This window comes from Streptomyces sp. Edi2 (assembly GCF_040253635.1).
Classification (GTDB): Bacteria; Actinomycetota; Actinomycetes; order Streptomycetales; family Streptomycetaceae; genus Streptomyces.
Map to the genome: position 1 here is coordinate 5,015,033 of NZ_JBEJGX010000003.1, position 16,181 is coordinate 5,031,213.

Annotated in this window: 16 protein-coding genes; 6 read left to right on the plus strand and 10 right to left on the minus strand. The window is 71.0% G+C overall.

Annotated elements, in window-relative coordinates; genetic code table 11:
• Positions 1-74: 74 nt before the first annotated feature.
• From ABR737_RS25670 to ABR737_RS25690, 5 genes are all read left to right on the plus strand, one after another.
• Positions 75-1,358 carry a sensor histidine kinase gene (locus ABR737_RS25670; protein WP_350252599.1) on the plus strand — a complete coding sequence of 428 codons (1,284 nt, stop codon included), beginning with the start codon at positions 75-77 and terminating at the stop codon, positions 1,356-1,358.
• Complete coding sequence (locus tag ABR737_RS25675; RefSeq protein ID WP_350252601.1) at positions 1,346-1,990, plus strand: response regulator transcription factor; 645 nt, start codon at positions 1,346-1,348, stop codon at positions 1,988-1,990. The genes ABR737_RS25670 and ABR737_RS25675 overlap by 13 nt, the downstream gene beginning before the upstream one ends.
• 343 nt (positions 1,991-2,333) lie before the next feature.
• Positions 2,334-2,552, plus strand: coding sequence for a hypothetical protein (locus ABR737_RS25680; protein WP_350252602.1), 219 nt, complete (start codon positions 2,334-2,336; stop codon positions 2,550-2,552).
• A 157-nt stretch (positions 2,553-2,709) separates the two neighbouring features.
• Entirely contained in the window at positions 2,710-3,885 is a 1,176-nt protein-coding gene (locus tag ABR737_RS25685) for a pyridoxal phosphate-dependent aminotransferase (protein WP_350252603.1), read from the plus strand.
• The gene (locus ABR737_RS25690) at positions 3,875-4,444 is read left to right on the plus strand and encodes a response regulator transcription factor (RefSeq protein ID WP_350252604.1); all 570 of its coding nucleotides are present in this window, start codon (positions 3,875-3,877) and stop codon (positions 4,442-4,444) included. Before ABR737_RS25685 ends, ABR737_RS25690 begins: the two co-directional genes overlap by 11 nt.
• Positions 4,445-4,523: 79 nt before the next feature.
• Here the strand turns inward: ABR737_RS25690 and ABR737_RS25695 are convergent, their stop codons facing one another.
• From ABR737_RS25695 to ABR737_RS25740, 10 genes are all read right to left on the minus strand, one after another.
• On the minus strand, positions 4,524-5,006 hold the full coding sequence (locus ABR737_RS25695; RefSeq protein WP_350252605.1) for an SAM-dependent methyltransferase: 483 nt from the start codon (positions 5,004-5,006) through the stop codon (positions 4,524-4,526).
• A gap of 46 nt (positions 5,007-5,052) precedes the next feature.
• Positions 5,053-6,393, minus strand: coding sequence for an ATP-grasp domain-containing protein (locus ABR737_RS25700; protein WP_350252606.1), 1,341 nt, complete (start codon positions 6,391-6,393; stop codon positions 5,053-5,055).
• An 11-nt stretch (positions 6,394-6,404) separates the two neighbouring features.
• Positions 6,405-7,166 (minus strand): class I SAM-dependent methyltransferase, encoded by a 762-nt coding sequence (locus ABR737_RS25705; protein ID WP_350252608.1) that lies wholly within the window; start codon positions 7,164-7,166, stop codon positions 6,405-6,407.
• Positions 7,156-8,211, minus strand: a complete 1,056-nt coding sequence (locus ABR737_RS25710; RefSeq protein WP_350252609.1) for a hypothetical protein — start codon at positions 8,209-8,211, stop codon at positions 7,156-7,158. Before ABR737_RS25710 ends, ABR737_RS25705 begins: the two co-directional genes overlap by 11 nt.
• Positions 8,211-9,260: a PLP-dependent transferase gene (locus ABR737_RS25715; protein ID WP_350252611.1), complete on the minus strand. Its 1,050-nt coding sequence runs from the start codon at positions 9,258-9,260 to the stop codon at positions 8,211-8,213. The genes ABR737_RS25710 and ABR737_RS25715 overlap by 1 nt, the downstream gene beginning before the upstream one ends.
• Positions 9,257-10,726 (minus strand): radical SAM protein, encoded by a 1,470-nt coding sequence (locus ABR737_RS25720; protein ID WP_350252613.1) that lies wholly within the window; start codon positions 10,724-10,726, stop codon positions 9,257-9,259. The genes ABR737_RS25715 and ABR737_RS25720 overlap by 4 nt, the downstream gene beginning before the upstream one ends.
• An 81-nt stretch (positions 10,727-10,807) precedes the next feature.
• Positions 10,808-11,302: an SAM-dependent methyltransferase gene (locus ABR737_RS25725; RefSeq protein ID WP_350252615.1), complete on the minus strand. Its 495-nt coding sequence runs from the start codon at positions 11,300-11,302 to the stop codon at positions 10,808-10,810.
• Positions 11,303-11,345: 43 nt separating this feature from the next.
• Positions 11,346-12,422, minus strand: a complete 1,077-nt coding sequence (locus tag ABR737_RS25730) for a thioesterase domain-containing protein (RefSeq protein ID WP_350252617.1) — start codon at positions 12,420-12,422, stop codon at positions 11,346-11,348.
• A gap of 46 nt (positions 12,423-12,468) precedes the next feature.
• The gene (locus ABR737_RS25735; protein WP_350252619.1) at positions 12,469-13,698 is read right to left on the minus strand and encodes an MFS transporter; all 1,230 of its coding nucleotides are present in this window, start codon (positions 13,696-13,698) and stop codon (positions 12,469-12,471) included.
• Complete coding sequence (locus ABR737_RS25740; RefSeq protein WP_350252621.1) at positions 13,695-14,459, minus strand: alpha/beta fold hydrolase; 765 nt, start codon at positions 14,457-14,459, stop codon at positions 13,695-13,697. The genes ABR737_RS25735 and ABR737_RS25740 overlap by 4 nt, the downstream gene beginning before the upstream one ends.
• Before the next feature lie 204 nt (positions 14,460-14,663).
• Between ABR737_RS25740 and ABR737_RS25745 the strand changes: the two genes are divergently transcribed.
• Positions 14,664-16,154 (plus strand): amino acid adenylation domain-containing protein, encoded by a 1,491-nt coding sequence (locus ABR737_RS25745; RefSeq protein WP_350252623.1) that lies wholly within the window; start codon positions 14,664-14,666, stop codon positions 16,152-16,154.
• Positions 16,155-16,181: the final 27 nt, after the last annotated feature.

Consider the following 16,181-nt stretch of genomic DNA (forward strand, 5'->3'; position numbering starts at 1 on the left):
GCGCGGTCTACCTTTGCTCCGCTCTTCTGCCGGTGCAGGGTGAAGAGACGGCCGCGAGGGCGGGTGGGGGACGGATGGATGTCCGGCAGCAGTACGAGGCGGCATGCGGACGATTACGCATCGCGAGCGCGCGGCTGGCCCGGTCGGTGCTCTATCTGGTGGGCGGCTTCCCCGTGGGGCTGTTGTGGCTGATCTGCTGCGCGGTTCTGCTGGGGCTGGGTGTGGCGACAGCGCTGTTCCTCGTGGGCATCCCGCTGATCGCCGCCGGGCTGCTGTCGGGCATCCCGCTGGGTGCGGTCGAGCGGGCCCGGCTGCGGATGTTCACCGGCACCGCCGTTCCCTCACCACACGCCCCGGCCTCCGGCCGCAGGCCGCGCGCCTGGCTCCGGCAGCGGTCGACCGAGCCCGCGACCTGGTGGGAGCTGGCCTACGCGGTGGCCCACTGCGCGCTGTCGATCTGCGACTTCGTCCTGGTGACGGGAAGCCTGACGCTGTCCCTGGCACTGCTCGCCGCACCGCTTCTGCGCCGCTTCACCCCGGACGGTCAGGTGCACATGGCGGTCTTCCAGGCGTACTCGGATGCTCAGGCCTTCGTGTTGGTGCTGTGCGGCACCGTCCTGCTCACCCTGACATATCTGACGCTGACCAGGTACGCAGCCGTCCGTGCCCGACTGGCCACGAGTGTGCTGACGAAACGCCGCAATGCTGCCGGAGCCGATCAGGACGAACGCATCGGCCACCTTGTCCGGTCCAGGGCCCGCATCCTGGACGCCTACGACGCGGAGCGCCGCCGGATCGAGCGCGATCTGCACGACGGTGCCCAGCAGCGTCTCACCGGCCTGATCATGACGCTCGGTCTCGCGCGGCTGGAGCTCCCCGGGGGCGACAGCGCCGTCCGTGAACTCGTCGACAAGGCTGCCGAGGAGGCGCGGACGACCCTCCAGGAACTCCGGGAACTCGTCCACGGCATCTATCCCGCGACGCTCACCGACCGGGGCCTGTCCGCCGCTCTGGTCGAACTCGCCGAAGATGCCGTCCTGCCGGTGGAGACCGATGTCGCGCTGGCCGAGCGTCCGCCGGAGGCCGTGGAGGCAGCGACGTACTTCGTGGCCTGCGAGGCGATGGCCAACGTCACCAAGCACAGCGCTGCCACCGAAGGCCGGCTGTCGCTGCGCCGCACGGGCACCGGGCTCGTTCTGGAGGTGCGCGACAATGGCGTCGGTGGCGCCGACGCAGAGTCCGGGACCGGTCTGCTGGGGCTCGCGGACCGGGTCGCGGTCTTCGGCGGAACCGTTCATCTGTCGAGCCCGGTCGGTGGACCGACCCTCTTGCATGTGGAGATTCCATGCGGATCGTGATGGCGGAGGATTCCTCCCTGCTCAGGGAGGGCCTGGTACAGATCCTCAGCAAATTCGGCCATCACGTCGTCGCCGCGGTCGACAATGCGCCTTCCCTCATCGCCGCGGTGCGGGAACACCGTCCCGATCTCGCCCTGGTGGACGTGCGACTGCCGCCGGGCTTCAAGGACGAAGGCCTGCGCGCGGCCATCGCCCTGCGCGCGGAGAGCCCCGGCCTCGGCGTGCTGGTGCTCTCGCAGTACCTGAACGCGGACTACGCGGCGGAATTGCTGGAGAAGAATTCCTCCGGAGTGGGATACCTGCTCAAGGACCGGGTCGGCGATATCCCGGAATTCCTCGGCTCGGTGCAGCGGGTGGCCGACGGCGAGACCGTCATTGACACGGAAATCGTCCGCCGGCTGCTGGGTCGTCGCAGGGGACAGTCCTCGGTGCAGAGCCTGACGCGGCGGGAGAAGGAGGTCCTTGCGCTGATGGCGGAAGGCCGTTCCAACGCCTCCATCGCGAACTCCCTGTCCGTCAGCCAGGCAGCGGTGTCGAAACACATCGGGAACATCTTCCACAAGCTCGGCCTGCCCGAGAGCGGCACCGACCACCGGCGCGTCCTGGCAGTTCTGGCCTACCTGCGGCAGTGACATCAGCGCGGACCGGTGCCAACCGTGGCCGTCGGCTCCGGCCCGCCCTCCCCGAGCTGTGCACGGCGGAGTGCCGCGTACAGACCGGCCCGTCAGGCAGGAACCGAAGCCGTACGCAGTGACGGGCCGTCGGGCGGTGTTGTGCGTCGTCGTTCCGGAACCTGGCCGTCGGGGCTGTGACCAGCATGCATATGCAGGCTTGCGGGCAATCCTTCTCGTTTCCTTCTGATCGGCTTTCGGCTCAGGACGTGTGGGCGCTGAGCCGACGGAAGGGCGTTCGAAAGCGGCTGGGGCTGAACTGTTCTCGTCTCGGGGGCAACCCTGGCGAAGCGAAGAGCCGCGGATGAAGGAGAGAGCGATGATGAAGGCCCGGATCGTGACCCGCTCGGTGCTCGGCCTGGCCGCCGGGGCGGTGGCGGTGCTGACGGCGGTCGTGCCGGCCGGGGCCGCCGTCTCAGCTCCCGGTGACACCCACGGGGACGTGGCCCTGACCGTCACGGGCACGGGCACGGGTGACATCCACGGGGGCACGACCGTCTCCTCGGACGACACCCACTGGTGAGACAGGGAATCGGTGAGGGGCGGCAACGGGCCCTGTGGGGCCCGGCCTCGCCCTCCCACTGGGCCGTCGCAGGGCGGAGTCAGGCGTCACGCACGTTCACCGCCGAAGCGTCACGCACGTTCACCCCGAAGGTTTCCTCCAGCAGGAGCACCCCGCCATGCCGTCTCACGCCCGAGCTCTCGGTGAAGTTCCTGGCTCCTCCTCCCCTTTCGACCGTGTGGAAGAGCTGTTGCGCGGCTCCGGGCACGCGGCTCCGATCGGCTTGCACCGGGGCAGGACCGTCTTCGGGCCCTGCGCCCGGGCCCGCACCCGGGGCAGCGGGGAGTTCGGGTTCGCCGCCGACGCGCACGCTCCGCCCGGCGGCGTTCCTGCGCTGCGGGCGGCACTCGCCCAAGCTGCTACTGCCCGGCGGCAGAGTGCCGTACGCCCCGAACAGGTTCTGGTCACCAGGGGTGCCACGCACGCCCTCGCCGCCGCGCTGCACGCGATCCTGCGGGAGGGCGATGAGGTCCTGGTGCTCTCACCGCAGTGGCTGTTCGCCAACGGACTGATCCGGGCGGCCGGCGGAGTGCCCCGCGAGGTGCCGGTCTTCCTGGAGCTCGGCGCGGCCCGCGGATTCGACTTCGCCGGGGTCGTCGAGAGGGCAGTGGCACCCGGGACCCGCGCGATCTACTTCAACAGCCCCAACAACCCGACCGGTTACCGGCTCGACGGCGGCCGGCTCGGTGCGCTCGCGGATCTGGCCGAGCGGCACGACCTGTGGCTGATCGCCGACAACACCTACGAGAGCTACGACTTCACCAGGGAGGGCTTCCTCGACATCGGGGCCGTCGGTGCGACGGCGGCGCGCGCCTTCTCCCTGCACAGCTTCAGCACGACGTATGCGATGCCGGGCGCCGGGGTGGGCTGCCTGATCTCCCCGCCGGGGCTGACGGAGCCGCCGGCCAAGTGGTCGCAGTGCGCGCTCCGTTCCGTCTCCACCCCGGCGCAGCTGGCCGTGTACGAGGCGCTGCGTACGCCGCGCGAAGAGCTCGACCGGCGCCGGGACCACGCTGCCGCGGCCGGGTGGCTTGCCGATTCGACGCTGGAGGTACCGCACACGAAGCCGTCCGGCGGGCTGTACACCTTCCTCGATCTGAGCGCCTGGGGGGACGGCGAGCGGTTCGTTCACCGGTGCGCCGAGCTCGGTGTCGGCCTGGCCCCGGGCCGGGGCTTCGGGGCGCACTGCGGCAAGGGGGCCCGTCTCTGCTTCACCGCCGAGCCACCGCAGCGGGTGGCCGAGGCGATCGAACGCATCAACAAGATCTACGGGGAAGGCTTCGATGAGCACTGAGACGATCACCCTCGAACGCCCGGGAACCGGTGCGCCGGCCTTTCGCGCCGGCGTTCACGCGATGCGCACGGCGATCTGTGACGGCCGGCCACTCGTCTTGATGGGTCTGACGCACCTGCTGACCACCCAGTCCCCCTGCGAGGTCGTCTTCACCTCGGCCGATTCCTTTCCCGGCCCCGGGGCCGGGATCGACGTGCTGCTCGTGGAGGACACCTTGGCCCAGGCCGTGCCGGCGGGGCCGGCGTGGTGCGGGAGCGCGCCGGAAGTCGTCGTGGTGCGGGCCGAGGCGACCCCGGACCAGGTGCTGCGGCAGGTGTGCGAGGCCGTGGACCGCCGCACGCCGGTGCCCGGGGCCGGCCGTTCGGCGCCCGGGCTGTCGCCGCGCGAGCAGCAGGTGCTCCGGTTCATCGCCTCCGGGATGACCCACGGCCAGGTGGCCCGGCGGATAGGAATCAGCCCGCACACCGTCGACACGTACGTCAAGCGGGTGCGGTCCAAGTTCGGCATCGGCAACAAGGCGGAACTCACCCGCGTCGCGCTCGGCCTCCACCCCCTGTGAAGCCCCGTCCCGTACCCCGCCCCGGCACGACATCGTCCGGGGCGGCCCACGGCTGCCCGCACAAGGGCCAAGGGGTCGGTCAGTGGTAGTGGCGCATGATGTCGGTGGCCCAGTCGGGCTGGGTGGTGGGGCCCTGGGGGCCGAACTCGGCCATGTAGGGCTTGATGTCGAGGACGGGGGTGCCGTCGACGGCGTCCAGGCCCTGGACGTGCAGGTCGAGGCCGTCGGCCTTGAGGAGGCGGCAGCGGGAGACGCCGATCCGGTTGGGGCGGTTCTTGCCGCGCTGGGCGAAGATGCCGACCAGGGGCCAGTCGGTGTTGCCGCGCGGGTGCCGGGCCCCGGTCTGGATCTTGTCGGTGGGGACGCGGTCGAAGTGGTAGACGACTTCCAGGTGGGAGAAGGTGTCCAGGCCCGCCACCGCCTCCGGGCCGTACTGGCCGGCGTCCAGGCGGATGATCGCCGTCTCCTTGCCCCAGTCGTCGTCGCGGACCTCCGTCCGGCCGCCGACCACCCGGCCCACCGGCACCGAAACCACCGTGGCAGGAGTGCTGTTCTCGGGCATGTGCAGTGCCTTTCGTTCAAAGGGTCGGTCAGTCAGTCGAGTTGGCCTACCGTACCGATGGCCTGGGGGGCGTCGGTATGCGTACGTCGGTATGCGGTACGCCGGAATGCGGCATGGCGGCCTGCGGTACGTCCGTGCCGTGCCAGAAGCGGTCCAGCCGCTCGCGGAGCCGGTCCAGCAACGCCCTCAACTCGGTGTGATCGGCGGCGGAGCCGTAGACCGTGCCGATCGCCCCGGTCGTGCCCCGGCGCCAGTCGGTGTGCCAGTGGGCGGGAGGGGAGACGTCGACAAGGTCGACGCCGGGCAGTTCCCCGAGGTCGTCGAGGAGCGCGGGCGGGCCGGGCCGGAGCGGGCCGACGGGCGGGACGAGCAGGTACTGGAAGGTCACCCGGTCCCCGTACAACCGGGCGGGGTCCGGGGAGGTGACGGGCAGGCCCAGAGCCAGGCGGAGAGCAGCCGCCACCATGTCGTAGCCGGTGCGGCGCTGCACGATCTCGGCGACGAATCCGCCCAGCCGCCCGTTGACCTCGATGATCCTCGGCCCGTCCGGGGTGAGCTTGACCTCGGTGTGGGTGATGCCGTGCCGGATGCCGAGGGCCCGCACCGCCGCCTGTTCCAGGCGCACGATCTCGGCGGCGAGGGCAGGGGGGACGGGGGCCGGCAGCACATGGCCGGTCTCCCGGAACGGCGGGACCAGCGGCGGCTTTCCGTTGATTGCCGCGGTCTGCGGCTCGCCGTCGACGACCAGCGACTCCACCGAGACGTAGTCGGCCCAGCCGGGGCCGGTCCGCGCGGGGTCGCCGGGCAGGAACTCCTCCAGAACGAAGTCACGGTTGCCACCCTCGGCGAACTCCGCCAGCCGCGCGCGGCACTCGTCGGCCGAGGTGACCAGGCAGGTGTCCACGCTGCCCGCGCTGTGCCGGGGCTTGAGCACGGCCGGCGCCCCGACCCGGGCGAGCGCGGCGGCGGCCTCGTCCGGGTGGCGCAGCGGGACGCAACCGGTGCGCTGGACGCCGGCTTCCCCCAGCGCCCGTCGTTGCACGTACTTGTCCGTCAGGGCCTCCGCGGTGGCGCGGGAGTGGAAAGGCACCCCGCAGTGCGCGGCCACCGCCGCTGTGAGGCGCAGCCGGTACTCGCTGAAGGTGAGGACGCCCGCGGGGTCCAGGCGCCCGGCGAGGCGGCACACCTCCGCCTCGCCGAGTCCGGTGATGTCGACGACCTCGGCGTGCCCCGCGACCTGCGCCAACTCGGCCGCCGACGCCGGGTTTTCCGCCTCGGACAGGAAGATCACCCGGCACAGACCGCGCGCCGCCGAGAGGATGCGCAGCGGACCGGCGGAGCCCCGGTCATGGACGACCAGGAGGGCAGGCAGGGCGGAGTGTGCCATGGCAGCCTCCGTCAGGCCCGGCGGGCGGTGATGTTGAGCCGTACGTAGTCGACGACCGGCTCGGGGAGGCGGGCGGCGACCTCGCGGACGAAGTGATCGTGGTCGGACTCGGGGAGCTTGTCGAGGTGGGAGCCGAGGACCACGGTCGCCAGGTAGCTCCACAGCTGCTCGCCGGGCTCCAGCCGGGCCGGGTCGGGCAGCAGATTGACCTCGATGCCGGTGAACCCGGCGTCCTTCAGGCGCTCGGTGGTCTCCTCGACACCTGCGAAGTACCAGACCCGGTCCTGGTCATCGGTCTCGTCCGACTTCTTGCCCAGTACCTCATCCACGGCTGCGTTGATCCGCGCGACATTGCCCTGGCCGCCGCACTCGGCAACGAACTGGCCGCCCGGTCGCAGGTGCCGGGCCAGGTTGGTGAAGAGCGCCGCGTGATCGGTGATCCAGTGGAAGGTGGCCACGCTGGTGATGGCGTCGACCTGGCCGGATACCGGCAGGGGCTTGGTCAGGTCGGCCTGGACGACCTCGACCCGGTCGGACCGGTCGGCCAGCTTGGTGCGCAGCTGGTCGAGCATGCGACGGGAGCCGTCGACGCCGATCACCCGGCCGTCCGGCACCAGGTCGAGCAACGCGGCCGTGTCGCGGCCCGTGCCGCAGCCGGCGTCCAGGACGGTTTCGCCACCCTTCAGACGCAGCCGGCCCAGGGTGCGCTTGCCCCACTGCTGGTGCGGCAGGGGAAGCGCGTCGTATGTCTTGGCGTCCCATTCACGAGGCACGGCACTGCTCCTTCGTATTGTTCATGCGGTCGTTCTCGGTGTGCGGTACGGGAACCGGGGTGCCGTCCAGGACCAGCCGGATCTCGATCGGGTGTGCGTCCCTGACCAGCCGCAGGGCATCCCCTTCGGCAAACCAGCGGCGTATGGTGCCGGCCGCCGCATCGCCCGCCTGTGCCGGGTCGGCGGGCAGCAACTGGACGAGGATGTTGCGCAACCCTGCGGGTACGTCAGGGGCGGCGGAGTACGGGCCGCGCAGGTCGATACGGCCGGAGGCGTGCACGGACGCCGACGCCTCACCGGCGGTGGCGGCCCGCGGGTCGGCGAAGCTCAGGGCCTCCGCCGCCAACGCGGCCAGGAAGTACTCCTGGGCACTCGGCGCGAGGTCGGCGCCGAACAGCTGCTTGGGCTGGTCGGACTCGGCGTGCACGCCGTCGGCCTCGGCGAGGACGTGGGTGCCGACCTCCCACCTCACATGGGCGGTACGCCGCCTGACGGCCGTGAACCGCTCCGCGCCGGCCGGGGCGGGACGGCTGAGGAGGTGCACGTCCTGGGCGGTCTGCACGACGGCCTTGATGTCGCCCGGTTCTTCCAGGGTGTGATGCGCGCTGTCCCGTGCCCGGGCCGCCGCGACCGACCGCCGGGCCTGCCCGGTCAAGACACCACCGTCGAGACGTATCCCGTACGAGAGCCTGACGGAGCCGTCCGCTGCGAACTCGGCGCAGGGCAGCACCTCCAGGAGCTCCGGGCCGCACCCCTCACGGGACAGCTCGGTGACCACGCTGTCCGCCACGGAAGCCCCCAGGGCCACCAGCAGCGACCCGACCGGATCGAGGAAGTCGCCGGTGCCGGACCCGTACCGCTGGTCGATACCGAAGGCCCGGGCCACTCGGGTGGATCCGAGCCGCATCGGTTCGGTGCGCACCCGGCAGTGGCCGGCCGCCACGGTCCTGGCCGCCACGCCGACGCTCAGCTGTGCCTCCCAGGAGTCCTCCCCGATCTGCTCGGCCAGGGTCTGCCGGGCTCGTAGATCGACGCCGTTCAGCATCACGTGTCACCTCCGTTGCTCTGCTCGAGGGCTGCGTCCAGGGCCCGCCTGAGCCGGCCGGCCAGGGCGTCACTGCCGGTGATGCCCACCGACAGGCGCACCAGTTGCCGGGTGATGCCCGCTTCCCGGCGGACCCGCTCGCTCAGGTGGGCGTGGCTGGTGTGGGCGGGCAGCCGGGCGGTGCCGGCGAGCGGTGTACCGTCGCCGTTGCAGGCGGCCAGGATGCCGGACAGGTCGCGGATCTCCGGTACGACCTCGAAGGACAGCAGTCCGCCGAAGCCCTGGTGGGTTTCCAGGGCCCACGGCGCCTCGTCGAATGACGGCCGGTGCACTGCCCGTACGGCAGGGTGCGCGCGCAGGGTCCCGGCTACTCGCTCGGCGCCTTCCCGCTGGGCGGACAGCCGCAGTTGCAGCGTGGCCAGGGAGCGTTCCAGCAGGTGGGCGGCCCAGTCGTGCACCTCGCCGCCGAGCCGCGCGCACTGTTCGGCGATGCGTGGCAGATACCGGTCCAGGCCGGTGACCAGGGCGGCGCCGACGTCCCCCCAGCCGTCGAGACAGGGCGCCGTGTCCTCGATGACGATCACGGCGCCGGACTCCAGGGGCCGCAGTTCGGCGGGGGACAGCGCGGTGTTGTCCACGACCAGCAGCAGGTCGTTCATCTGGGCGTGGGTGGCGATCTCGTTGAGCGGGGCGGGCCGCATCAGCGGGTCGCTCAGGGACGGTGTGTACACGACCTGGGTTTCGGGCCGTACGGAGGCGATGACGGCGTCCGGGTCGGTGCAGTCGACGAAGGTCACCGTGCGTCCCAGGCCGGTGAGTTCCCGGGTCAGGACGCCGCGCAGCGGGTCGCAGACCTGGTCGGAGGCGATGAGGTGACCGCCCGGGTTGGTCAGGGCGAGCAGCGTGCCCGTGGTGGCGGCCACGGCTCCGGGCACGAGCAGCGCGGAGTCGGCGCCGTGCAGGGCGGCGAAGGCGTCCTCGACCCGGCGGACCGGACCGTGGGCCGGGGACGCGGGGGCGGTCGCGGGTGCGGTCTGCAGCACGGTCACCGCCGGCACACGGGCGCGTCGGACAGGCCGATGCGCTGGTGGAAGTAGTGGAAGATGATCTCCTCGTGCAGGGCCTCGCCGTCCAGGGTCGGACTGAGGGCGGTGCCGTCGTGGACCTTCTCGACCAGTCCGCGCTCCAGCAGCTCGGCGAACGCGGAGGCGAAGGGCTCCGTCTCCAGCAGGTCGGCGCCGAAGCGCTCCTGGTAGCGGGCCAGGACGATCGGCTGGTTGGCCTTGAAGTTGAAGCCGAGGGCGGTGCCGATGGCCTTGTGGCCACTGAGCCGGCGGCCGAAGTTGAGCGGCAGGCCCTCGTTGTTCTGCATGAACGACACGTACTTGCTGATGTCGGTGATGTTGTGCGTCTGAAGGAACTCCTCCTGGTCCCCGGTGAGCCAGCCGTAGGCCCCGGGGCCGTAGGCGATCATGGTGTTGTAGTGCTCCCACTTGTTCTTCGAGGTCTGCGGGATGTTGCCGCCCTCGTAGGTGTCCGGGCGGCTCCACCAGCCGCAGGGGCTGGGGTAGTAGCCCTGTTCCAGCAGGACCTCGACGGCCTCCTGGCGCATCGCGTACGTGGAGTCCAGGCCCGGGAAGCGGCCCTCGTTGATGAGCCGTTCGCGCACCGCGGGGTTGTTCCAGACCGCGCGGTTGCCGATGCCCATCTCCTCCCGGTCGGCGTTGCGCAGCCGGTAGATGGTGATGGTGGGAACGCCGAGGCCGGTGAGGATTTCCATGTCGCGGCGTACCGACTCCGGGGTCTGGTACGGCAGGCCGAACATCATGTCGACGTTGAAGGGGCAGCCGGTGGCGAGCAGGTTCTCGACGGCCTCGATCGACTGGGCCGCGGAGTGACGGCGCTTGGTGAAGTCGTTCACCTCGTCCTGCAGTGACTGCACACCGAGGCTGAACCGGTTGAAGCCCAGCTCACGTGCGGTCTCCAGGTGGTGGCGCTGGAAGTTCTCCGGGTTGCCCTCGATGTTGAACTCGATGCCGTCGGCCAGTTCGTAGTTCTCCCTGACGTGCTCGACCAGCGGCTTGATGAAGTCGGGGCTGTTGAGCAGCAGGGCCGCGGTGCCGCCGCCGATGTAGAAGGACTCGATGCGGGCCCGGGGTATCCAGTCGTAGCGGTCCAGGTAGCGGCGGGACTCCTCGATCAGCAGGTCGGACCACAGGCGCAGAGCGCCGTCCTCCTTGCCGCGGGGCACGAGCCGTTTGACGTAGTTGCAGAAATGACAGATGTAGTTGCAGAGCGGCAGGTGAAAGTACAGGTGCGCCGGGTGGCCCGCGCCCGGGAACGCGCCGTACTCTGCGGCGAGTTCGTCACTGCCGAGCCGGTCACCCTCGTTCGAGGTGACGTTGATGTTGTACTCGTCGCGGGGGATCTGAAGCTGCGGGTTGCGGTCGAGAAGGCGGCCGAGGTTGAGTTCGAGATCGGCCGTGGTGCCGCCGGTGCTGGTGGGGAGGGACATGTGACTCCTTGATGGTGGAGGGCCCGGGGTGGCTTGTGGCCGGACCGGGTGTGAGGAGTGGCACGAGGACTGTGTGCGTCGTCAGAGGCTGTAGTAGCGGGACATCGCCGCGTGCAGCCAGGCCGGCTCGCGGACCGTTTCCGCCTCCGGGCGGAAGAGCCGCTGGTACGGCTTGATGTCGAGGACCGGCGTGCCGTCCAGCGCGTCAAGTGCCCGTACGTGCAGGGTCATGCCGTCGACGCGGACCAGTTCGCAGCGCGAGACGCCGAGCCGGTTGGGGCGTTCCTTGAGCCGTTGGGCGAGGATGCCGAGCCGGGGCAGGTCGGTGCGGCCCCGGGGGTGGCAGTCGCCGGTGACGGCCGCGGTCTCGGGGACCAGATGGAAGTGAAAGACGATTTCGAGGTGTGAGAACTGCTCCAGGCCGGTCACGGCCTCGGGCCGCAGCCGCTCGGGGTCCAGCTCGATGACCGAGCTGACACCGCCCCAGCGGTCGTGTTCGGGCACGCTGCGGGGCGAGCGGACGACGCCGATGGGGTGGACGACGTACGAGGGTGAGGTCCCGCGGGTCTCCTGCATGGGTACTCCGTTCCGGTGGCGGCGGTCATCCATGGGGCGGCCGTCAGGGGGTCAGGGCGGCCGCAGACCTCGCGTCGAGCTGTTCGCGCAGCCGGCGGCCCAGGACCTCGACCTGGCCGGGCTCGACCATCGTGAAGTGGTCGCCCGGGACGTCGACGACGGCGGCTTGCTCCGCCACCTCGCTCCAGCCCAGGTCGTCGGGGAGCGTGCCGCCGTCCAGGGAGCGGTCGGTGACACGGAAGACGGTGACGGGGCCGTCGTAGGGCTTGATCTCGTAGGCCGCCAGGGCGTCCAGGTTGTACTGATACATGTCGATCATGCGGAGCAGCCGGTCGGCGTCGAAGTCGGCGGGCATGGTGCCGGCCTTGACGGCCCGTTCCACCAGGACCTGCGCCCGGGTGCCGGGGTCCAGCCCGCGCAGCCAGTCGACGTCCAGCTCCAGTTTGAGCCCGCGCCACAGCAGGGCGCGCAGCGCGAAGTCCGGATCCCCGCTGGGCTCGACCGTGATGCGGGTGTCCAGCAGGCCGACGAGTCCGACACGCTCACCGCGCTCTTCGAGACGGCGGGCGATCTCGTAGGCAAGCAGCCCGCCCATCGAGTAGCCGATCAGGTTCCATGCGGCACCCTCGGGGTGGACGGTCCGCAGCTGCTCGATGAAGTGCTCGGAGATCTCCTCGAGCGAGGAGAGAGGTTCCTCCCCGGGCAGCAGACCGAGCGACTGTACGGCCCAGAAGGGCTGGTCGAGGCCCATGGCACGGGCGATGGGCGGGTAGAGCAGCACGGTTCCTGACACCGGCGGCAGGGCGTACACCGGGCTGCCGCCCGCGCCCTGCTGGACGCGGACCAACTGGCCCTGCCGGTCGGCCACGCCACCGCGGATGATCTCGGCGAGTTCGGCGACCGTGGCCGCGGAGAGCAGGTCCGCGGCGGTCAGGTCGACCTGGAAGAGCCTGCGCACCTCCACCGTCAGTTTGATGGCGAGCAGCGAGTGGCCGCCGAGCGAAAAGAAGTCGTCGTGGATGCCGACGTCGTCACGGCCCAGCAACCGGCGCCACAGGTCCGCCAGTTGGAGTTCCACGCCGTCGCGGCCGAGGACGCTGGTGTTTTCGGGGTGGGTCATCGTCTCCCTCGTCTGACATGTCGTAGGGGATGTGCGCACGGACCGTTCAGGTGGCGGTCGCGGCGGCTGCCCGGGCCCCGGCCATGCGGCCCTCGGCCCAGCGCACCGCCGGTGCCATCGCCAGCCCTCCGGCCAGGAACACCGCGCCCAGGACCAGCCAGCCGGACGTGCCCCAGTCGATGAGGAGCAGGGTCAGCGAGACCGGGCCGAACATCTGGACAGCCGCGATCCCGGTGTTGAACAGGCCCTGGTACTGGCCCTGTTTGTCCGCCGGGGCAAGCTCGTAGCCGATCACCCAGGAACCGGCGGACTGGATCATCTCGCCGTACACATGGAGTGCCGCGGCCACCGCCAGCGCAGCCGTCGCCGCCACCGGGCCACGCCCGGCCGACAGGGCGAAGGCCGCGCAGCACCCGAGCAGCGCCAGTCCGGCGATGCGGAAGGCGCGGACGGCGGAGCGCAGTCCGTCGATCTTCTTGGTGAGGGGGACCTGCAGGCCGACGACGGCGAGGGTGTTGAGGAGCAGCAGGACAGCGGTGAGCGCGGGCGGCGCTCCGGTGTGGAGCGCGATCCACAGCGGGAGGATCACTTCCAGGATCGGGATGTGCAACAGCATCACCATGTTCAGCGCGGCGAGCAGCGCGTACGGGGTGTCGCGCAGCACCGCGAGCCGCGGTTCGCCCGGCGTGCGACGGGACGCGGGCGGTGCGGCCGGCAGCCGCAGGAACAGCAGACCGCAGCCCACGAAGCTCAACGCGTTGAGAAGAAAGGTGAGCCGGTAGGCCGTTCCGGTGTCCCATAGCAGGGCCAGACCGCCGAGCCCGGCGCCGGCCGAGACGCCCACATTGGTGACGACGCGGATCTTGGCACGTACGCGGACGAGATTGTCGGCGTTCAGCACGGCCGGGATCAGCGCCTGCCGGGCCGCGTGGGCGCCGCGTTCGAACAGGGCGTACAGGAAGGCGATCACGACGAACCCGGGGAAGGAGCCGGTCGTCAGGTACGCGCTGGTGGCGAGACCCGCGAGGGCGAGGAGCGCCGCCGCGGTGCCGCGCGGGCCCCTGCGGTCGGCGAGGTGGCCGAAGGGGACGCCCGCGAACAGGCCCGCGATGCCGGCGATGGTCAGGCCGAGGCCGAGCTGGGACGGGCTGAAGCCCACGATCCGGGTGAAGTAGAGGGCGGAACAGGTCAGGAAGGCGCCATTTCCCAGGGAATTGACGAGTGTGCCGAGAATGAGGGTGCGGCCGGGGCCGTCTTCGATGAGGCGGGACGTCATGCGGATTTTTCCTTCGCACCGTTTCCGTTTCCGGAAAGCCCGGCGAACTGGTCCCGATAGAATTCGCGCATCACGGACGCGATCTCCTCCGTATTGCGGTAGCAGTCGGCATGCGATCCCCGGACGGTTTCCAGCCGGAGCATTCCGCCGCTCCGGCCGGAGAGGCGTTCGCGTTCACCGGCCAGGATGTTGCCGCTGTCGGCGCCGGCCAGCACCAGCACCGGGATGCCGAGCCGTTCCAGCAGGTCCGGCAGGTGCCCGAAGTCGTAGGTCCAGCGCAGCAGACTGCCCTCGGCCCACTCGTCGGCCACGTGCAGCGCGGGGTGCGCGTCGAAGGACTGGTCGATCACCACCAGGCTCCGTACCCGGGACGCGCCCCAGGTGACCGCGGAGACCGCCACCACCAGCCCGCCGTACGAGTACCCGACGAGGTGCAGCTCGTCCGGGAGGATGTCGGCGATGCGATGGACGTCGGCGGAGAAGTCGAGTACCGAGTAGCCCCAGTCCGGCCGGTGGCTGTCGCCGTGGGCACGCAGCGAGGGGTGGACGGCGACGGAACCGGCCGGGCACAGGGCGTCGCCGACGGGCCGCAGCTGGCTTTTGTCGCCGCCGAACCCGTGGAGCAGGAGCATGCTGCCCGGAGCGCCGCCGGCCCGGGGGAGCCCGGGAACGGCGTCGTAGTCAAGCAGTTCGACGCCGCTGCCGTGTCCCGCCAGGGCCGGTGCGGGCAGAACGCGGTCTTCCGGTCCGGCAAAGCTCATTGACATCAACCCCCTTGAGGAAAGCCGAGGTCGCTGCCCGGCCACACCAGATTCCAATTCGGTCGTGGGAAAGGTCAATGCCGGTCACTGTCCCCGGATTCTGGTACGTGACATCAGGAGTGAAGGGGAGTGAATATCTGTGGTGGGTGCCGGAATTCCGGTCGGCCCGGTCTTCGGTCCGCCGGCAGAACTGGAGGGATTTCCATGGGAGTCGGACTCATCCACCAGGCCGTCGCGCACCGGGCCCGGACGGCGCCGGAAGCTCCGGCGGTGGTGGACGGCACCGTACGGCTCGACTACGCCACCCTCGACGCGGCGGCGGACGCCTGGGCGGCCCGGCTGGCAGCGGCCGGGGCAGCGCCGGGCACACTGGTCCCCGTCCTGCTCCCGCGCTCGGCCCGCTTGTACGTCGCGCTGCTCGCGGTCCTCAAGTGCGGTGCCGGGTATGCCGCCCTGGACCCCAGGTGGCCGCAGGAGCGGATCGACTCCGTGCTCCGGCAGCTGGGCGGCCCCGTGCTGGTGACCGACCTCGACAGCCTGCCCGGGTGGCCCGTGTGGCAGCCCCCGGGCGACTTCGCCGCCCCGGGCGGCCCGGGTGCGTTCCACGCGTACGACGGGCCGTCCGACGCTCCGGCCACGGTCTTCTTCACGTCCGGCACCAGCGGCACACCCAAAGGCGTGGTGTCCCCGCACGCGGCCACCACACGGCTGTTCACCGCGGACGGGCCCCTCGCCTTCGGCCCCGGCACCGTCATGATGCAGGCGGCCCCGTCGGCCTGGGATGCCTTCTCCCTGGAGCTGTGGGGGATGCTCACCACCGGCGGTACCTGTGTCACCGCCTCGGAGGACTACCTCCTCCCGGACACCCTGCGGGAACTGATCGACACCTGTGCGGTCGACAGTGCCTGGCTCACCGCCTCCCTGTTCAATCTGTTCACCGAGATCGACCTGGACTGCTTCCGGGGCCTGCACAGCCTCTACATCGGCGGGGAGCGGCTGTCGACCGCGCATGTGGACCGGTTCCTCGCCGCCCACCCCGACGTCCGGCTGGTCAACGGCTACGGCCCGGTGGAGAGCTGCGTGTTCGCCACCGTGCACCCCGTCACCGCGCAGGACTGCCGGGCGGAGCTCGGCGTCCCCATCGGCCGTCCGGTACCCGGCACCGGAGTGCACATCCTGGACGAGGACGGGCGGGAGTGCCCGCCCGGAGGCGTGGGCGAGCTGTGCGTCAGCGGCGCCGGCCTGGCACACGGCTACCTCGGCGATCCGGCCCTGACAGCCGCTCGCTTCCACGAGAGCCGGCCGGGCGGCACCCGCCTCTACCGGACCGGCGACCAGGGCCTGAGGGACACCGACGGCGTCTTCCACTTCACCGGGCGAACCGACCGCCAGGTCAAGATCCGCGGCTATCGCATCGAGCCGGAGGAGATCGAGGCCCACGCGGCCCGGCTCCCCGGGATCACGCACTGTGTGGCCGTCCCCGTGCCCGGCCAGCTGGGCAACTACGACCGCCTCGCGCTGTTCTACACCTCCTCCGACGAGGCCCCCGAGGACCCCGCGCTGCTGCGCCGTTCCCTGGGCCAACAGCTGCCCGCGCACGCGGTGCCGGACGTCGTACGGCGCGTGCACCGGCTGCCGGTGACGGCCAACGGAAAGGTCGACCGATCCGAGCTGCTGGCCACGCTCACCGGCTGACCGCCGCGCCGGTCCCCCGTATCCAAG

What these genes read in the sequence shown, in the direction of transcription:
- ABR737_RS25740 (WP_350252621.1), bottom strand. Translation starts at nt 14,459, where the DNA reads ATGAGCTTTGCCGGACCGGAAGACCGCGTTCTGCCCGCACCGGCCCTG.
- ABR737_RS25680 (WP_350252602.1), top strand. Translation starts at nt 2,334, where the DNA reads ATGAAGGAGAGAGCGATGATGAAGGCCCGGATCGTGACCCGCTCGGTG.
- ABR737_RS25710 (WP_350252609.1), bottom strand. Translation starts at nt 8,211, where the DNA reads ATGCTGAACGGCGTCGATCTACGAGCCCGGCAGACCCTGGCCGAGCAG.
- ABR737_RS25720 (WP_350252613.1), bottom strand. Translation starts at nt 10,726, where the DNA reads ATGTCCCTCCCCACCAGCACCGGCGGCACCACGGCCGATCTCGAACTC.
- ABR737_RS25690 (WP_350252604.1), top strand. Translation starts at nt 3,875, where the DNA reads ATGAGCACTGAGACGATCACCCTCGAACGCCCGGGAACCGGTGCGCCG.
- ABR737_RS25675 (WP_350252601.1), top strand. Translation starts at nt 1,346, where the DNA reads ATGCGGATCGTGATGGCGGAGGATTCCTCCCTGCTCAGGGAGGGCCTG.
- ABR737_RS25735 (WP_350252619.1), bottom strand. Translation starts at nt 13,698, where the DNA reads ATGACGTCCCGCCTCATCGAAGACGGCCCCGGCCGCACCCTCATTCTC.
- ABR737_RS25685 (WP_350252603.1), top strand. Translation starts at nt 2,710, where the DNA reads ATGCCGTCTCACGCCCGAGCTCTCGGTGAAGTTCCTGGCTCCTCCTCC.
- ABR737_RS25730 (WP_350252617.1), bottom strand. Translation starts at nt 12,422, where the DNA reads ATGACCCACCCCGAAAACACCAGCGTCCTCGGCCGCGACGGCGTGGAA.
- ABR737_RS25745 (WP_350252623.1), top strand. Translation starts at nt 14,664, where the DNA reads ATGGGAGTCGGACTCATCCACCAGGCCGTCGCGCACCGGGCCCGGACG.
- ABR737_RS25670 (WP_350252599.1), top strand. Translation starts at nt 75, where the DNA reads ATGGATGTCCGGCAGCAGTACGAGGCGGCATGCGGACGATTACGCATC.
- ABR737_RS25695 (WP_350252605.1), bottom strand. Translation starts at nt 5,006, where the DNA reads ATGCCCGAGAACAGCACTCCTGCCACGGTGGTTTCGGTGCCGGTGGGC.
- ABR737_RS25700 (WP_350252606.1), bottom strand. Translation starts at nt 6,393, where the DNA reads ATGGCACACTCCGCCCTGCCTGCCCTCCTGGTCGTCCATGACCGGGGC.
- ABR737_RS25725 (WP_350252615.1), bottom strand. Translation starts at nt 11,302, where the DNA reads ATGCAGGAGACCCGCGGGACCTCACCCTCGTACGTCGTCCACCCCATC.